Consider the following 4,553-nt stretch of genomic DNA (forward strand, 5'->3'; position numbering starts at 1 on the left):
CTTCTTCGCGCAGGCGCTCGGCCCCAATCGCAAATACTCGTCCTGCTTCTACACGACCGACGCAACCACCCTGCAGGAGGCGGAGGAGGAGGCGCTGCGCCAGACCGTCGCGCATGCCRGTCTCGCCGACGGGCAGACCATCCTCGAGCTCGGCTGCGGCTGGGGCTCGCTGTCGCTCTGGATGGCGCGGCAGTTTCCGCACGCCAAGGTGACGGCGGTGTCGCACTCGCGGGCGCAGCGGGCCTATGTCGAGGAGCAGGCGCGGCTGCGCGGGCTCTTGAACCTGCGCGTGGTCACCGCCGACATGAACGTGTTCGCGCCCGAGGGCCAGTTCGATCGCATCGTCTCGGTCGAGATGTTCGAGCACGTGATGAACTGGCGCAAGCTGATGACGCGCGTGCGGTCATGGCTCGCGCCCGAGGGGCGCCTGTTCATGCACATCGTCACCCATCGCTCCGGCTCCCACCTGTTCGACCGGGCCAATCGCGAGGACTGGATCGCGCAGCACGTCTTCACCGGCGGGGTGATGGCGAGCCATCACCTCGTCAGGCAGTTCGACGACATCTTCACGGTCGAGAAGGAATGGTGCTGGAGCGGCACGCATTATCAGCGCACCGCCAATGACTGGCTCGCCAATTTCGATGCCCATCGCGACGCGATCGAGGCGGCTTTGCGCAAGGTCCATGGCGACGAGACCTCCTTGTGGATGCGTCGCTGGCGCTGCTTCTTCCTCGCGACATCGGGCCTGTTCGGCTACGCCGACGGAACGGAATGGGGCGTCAGCCACTACCGGATGAAGGCGGCGGGGTAGGGCGCGCACGCATGAATGCCGCGCACGGTCCCCGGTGACCGGTCAATTGCTCTCAGAGACCCATTTCAATGTCGCCAGCCATAGATCGTGGCCACGATGCAGCAGGCTCTCATCGGCCTCTCGCAGGTGGGCGGCATCTTTGCCCACGCCAACTTCATCCGTTATGACCAGGCAGCTCGTGCCTTGAGGGGCCAGATACCAGGTGTGATAGAAGCTCGGCCGCGTCCCCGGCGCGTAACCGTACCAGCCGAGGCGCGTATGCGGCACATATTCTTGTACCTTGCTCTCGATCGACAGGCCAAACGTGCTCCAGCGCCACGTCGTACCGTCGCCCAGTACTTTCGTGCCCTCGGGAAGTTCGACGCCGCCAGAGTTTGGATACCATTGCGGCCACTTCCTGGCGTCCACGATGTGACCCCAGATCTTTTCGCATGACGCATTGATGAGAAGCTCGTTGTGCGAAAACAGATCGGCAGTCGCGGGATTGAAGCCCTCCGGCCAATGAATCTCCCGCGAGCGCATCGCAAGGTCTTGCTTCATCGTCATGATCGCTTCCTTTTTTGTGCCGGTGTGAAGGGTGTTCGTTTGCGCTCCGGCAGAAGTTGCGATCGAAAGCAGAGACGCCATGGACGCGCCTAGCAGCATCCAGCGCGCGCAAGATTCAGTGCTCGGAAAGTAAAGCCGTTTCGTCATGTTCGCCTCCGCGTCTTCGATGGCGACACTGATGACAGATCGTGATTGCTGATCCAATTTCCGTTATGTCAGAATAGACGTTCATACAAATCAGGAATTGCGATGCCCTTCGATGGACGGTTGCTGTCGGGTGTTACGGTCCTCTCGGCCGTGATAGAGGCCGGCACCATCGCGCGCGCGGCCGATGCGCTGGGCCTCACCGCCTCTGCGGTAAGCCGCGCCATATCGCGCCTGGAAGCGCGCGTCGGGGTCAGGCTGCTTGAGCGCACGACGCGCTCACTCTCGCTGACAGACGAGGGGCGGCGCTTTTACGAGCGCGTCGGACCGCACCTTGCCGGCATCGAAGAAGCGGCGATCGAGGCATCGGGCTCTGCCGGCATCGTGCGCGGGCGGCTTCGGGTGAACGTCGATCCGTTCTTCTCGCGCATCGTCTTGTCATCCCACATCAGGGAATTTTTGGAGCAGCATCCCGAAGTGTCACTGGAGCTTCTGATGCGTGACGCGGTCGGAGATCTTGGGGCTGGCGGCTTCGATTTGGCGCTGAGGTTCGGAGACCCCCCGAGTGGTTCATTGGTTGCGCGCAAGCTCGTCGAAACCCGTGTTCTCACGGTTGCGGCGCCCGCTTACCTCGCCCAGCGCGGCCGTCCACGACATCCGTCCGAGGTGCCGGACCACGATTGCATCGGTTTCTATGACGCGGCAAACCAGCGACCTTTCGATTGGGAGTTCCACAAGGGAAAAGAGATACTTCCCGTGAAGGTATCCGCCCGCGTTCTGGTCTCGGATGTCGGCGCCATGCTTTCGGCTTGCGAAGCCGGCGCAGGCATCGCCCAGATTCTCCAGCTCGGCAGCAGTCACCTCGTGGAAAGCGGAGCGTTGATCGACCTGTTTCCCGAATGGTCCGGCGAGATGTTCCCGCTCTATGCGCTGTTTCCATCACGCCAGCATCAGCCCGCGAAAGTGCGGAGCTTCATCGACTTTTGCCTCGGCGTGATTGCAAGAGAGAATGCCTGAATGAGTCCGGCGTAGAGAGCGCACACCCTGATTGCGCTCTTCTGTCGCAGCACGCCGCGATGGAACTCGACTCACAATCCGGTGAGACCCGGAAAGCGCCCTGAACTCAGCACGATAGGTCGTGTGACATTGGGCCGCCTGCACCATGCGTTGCATCGCAGCACGTCCACTCTATTTTGAGGGCGTCAGCCGCGTGGAATGGCCCAGAATGGGCCCGCGCGGAGCGCGATCAGTTTCAACAACATCGGGGCACCCCACTTCATGTCAGGACTTCGTGCGCGATCGGCATGCGTTGCAATGATGCTCGCGGCCTTTGCGCCGCTGCTGGGGGCCTGCGACGAATCCAGCTCCGCGGTGTCCTCCGCGCCGCCGGCCGACCCTGACGTCAGCATCGTCGTCGTCAAACCGCAGCCGCGTGCCGTGGTGCGCGAACTTCCTGGCCGCATCGCGCCGACGCGCGTTTCCGATGTGCGGCCGCGTGTCTCCGGCATCGTGGTCGAACGCSTGTTCCGCCAGGGCAGCGAGGTGAAGGCCGGTGATGCGCTCTATCGCATCGACGCGCGTCCGTTCGAGGTCGAGGTGATGGCCAACGAGGCGGCGCTGGCCAAGGCCGAGGCTGCGTTGATGCAGGCGAGGCAGCAGGCGCACCGCGTCGCCACCCTCACCAAGGATCGCGCTGCGCCGGAAGCCGAGAACGAGAAGGCGATCGCGGCCGAACGCCAGGCCCATGCCGAGGTCGAAGGCCGCAAGGCCGACCTCGCGCGCGCCAAGCTCAACCTCGACTATGCCACCGTGCGCGCGCCGATCGACGGCGTGGTCGGTGCTGCGCTCGTCAGCGAAGGCGCGCTCGCGGTGCAGAACGAGACCAATCTCGCCACCATCCAGCAGCTCGATCCGATCTATSCCGACTTCACCCAGTCGGTGAACGAGCTCAACCAACTCCGCCGCGCCTTCGAGAGCGGCGACCTCGAGCGCATCGCGGCTGATGCCGCCAAGGTGCGCCTCGTGCTCGACGACAACACGCTCTATTCGCTCGACGGCAAGCTGCTGTTTTCCGATGCCAAGGTCGATGCCCACACCGGCCAGGTGACCTTGCGCGGCGAGTTCCGCAATCCCAAGCGCGAGCTCCTCCCGGGCATGTATGTCCGCGTCCGCATCGACCAGGGCCTCGATTCCGACGCGATCGCGGTGCCGCAGCAGGCGATCCAGCGTAACGGCGGCGGCGGCAGCGAGGTGTTCGTCGTCAAGGACGACAATCACGTTGCGGTGCAGCCGGTGCGCACCGGCTCGGTGCAGGACGGCATCTGGTTCGTCACCGACGGCCTCAAGGCCGGCGACAAGGTCGTGGTCGAAGGCTTCCAGAAATTCGCGGCCGGCGACAAGGTCAAGCCGCAATCCTGGTCGGAGGCGGACGCGACCGCGGACAATCGGCACGCCCAGAAGCTCACGCGGTAACGTGCCATGGCGAGTTTCTTCATCGACAGGCCGATCTTCGCCTGGGTGGTCGCGCTTTTCATCTGCCTGATCGGCGCGATCTCGGTGCCGCTGCTGCCGATCGCGCAATATCCGATCATCGCGCCGCCCTCGATCTCGATCTCGACCAGCTATCCCGGCGCCTCGCCGGAAAACCTCTACAACAGCGTCACGCGCCTGATCGAGGAGGAGCTCAACGGCGCCTCCGGCATCCTCAATTTCGAATCCACCAGCGACTCGCTCGGCCAGGTCGAGATCATCGCGAATTTCGTGCCGGGCACCGACACCAGCGCGGCGTCCGTCGAGGTGCAGAACCGCATCAAGCGCGTCGAGGCGCGCCTGCCGCGCGCGGTGATCCAGCAGGGCATCCTGATCGAGGAAGCCTCGAGCGCGGTGCTCCAGATCATCACGCTGAACTCGACCGACGGCAGCCTCGACGAGGTCGGCCTCGGCGACTTCATGATCCGCAACGTGCTCGGTGAGATCCGCCGCATCCCCGGCGTCGGCCGCGCCACGCTCTATTCGACCGAGCGCAGCTTGCGCGTCTGGGTCGATCCAGCCA

The 4,553-nt window shown here is 64.1% G+C and carries 5 protein-coding genes; 4 read left to right on the top strand and 1 reads right to left on the bottom strand.

Going from position 1 to position 4,553, the window contains the following annotated elements:
• Window positions 1-811, top strand: an 811-nt coding sequence (locus tag AC1D00_RS28275; RefSeq protein WP_477012923.1) for an SAM-dependent methyltransferase, incomplete at its 5' end; no start/stop codon positions are given.
• A gap of 42 nt (window positions 812-853) precedes the next feature.
• On the opposite strand, the gene AC1D00_RS28280 is transcribed toward AC1D00_RS28275, so the two are convergent.
• Entirely contained in the window at window positions 854-1,504 is a 651-nt protein-coding gene (locus tag AC1D00_RS28280; protein WP_477012924.1) for an SRPBCC family protein, read from the bottom strand.
• 102 nt (window positions 1,505-1,606) lie between these two features.
• Here AC1D00_RS28280 and AC1D00_RS28285 point away from each other — a divergent pair, with 102 nt between their 5' ends.
• From AC1D00_RS28285 to AC1D00_RS28295, 3 genes are all read left to right on the top strand, one after another.
• Window positions 1,607-2,518 (top strand): LysR family transcriptional regulator, encoded by a 912-nt coding sequence (locus AC1D00_RS28285; RefSeq protein WP_477012925.1) that lies wholly within the window; start codon window positions 1,607-1,609, stop codon window positions 2,516-2,518.
• 261 nt (window positions 2,519-2,779) lie between these two features.
• Complete coding sequence (locus AC1D00_RS28290) at window positions 2,780-3,973, top strand: efflux RND transporter periplasmic adaptor subunit (RefSeq protein WP_477012926.1); 1,194 nt, start codon at window positions 2,780-2,782, stop codon at window positions 3,971-3,973.
• A gap of 6 nt (window positions 3,974-3,979) precedes the next feature.
• On the top strand, window positions 3,980-4,553 hold a 574-nt coding region (locus AC1D00_RS28295), incomplete at its 3' end, for an efflux RND transporter permease subunit (RefSeq protein WP_477012927.1).

The sequence above is a fragment of the Bradyrhizobium sp. P2_E8 genome (assembly GCF_056403875.1).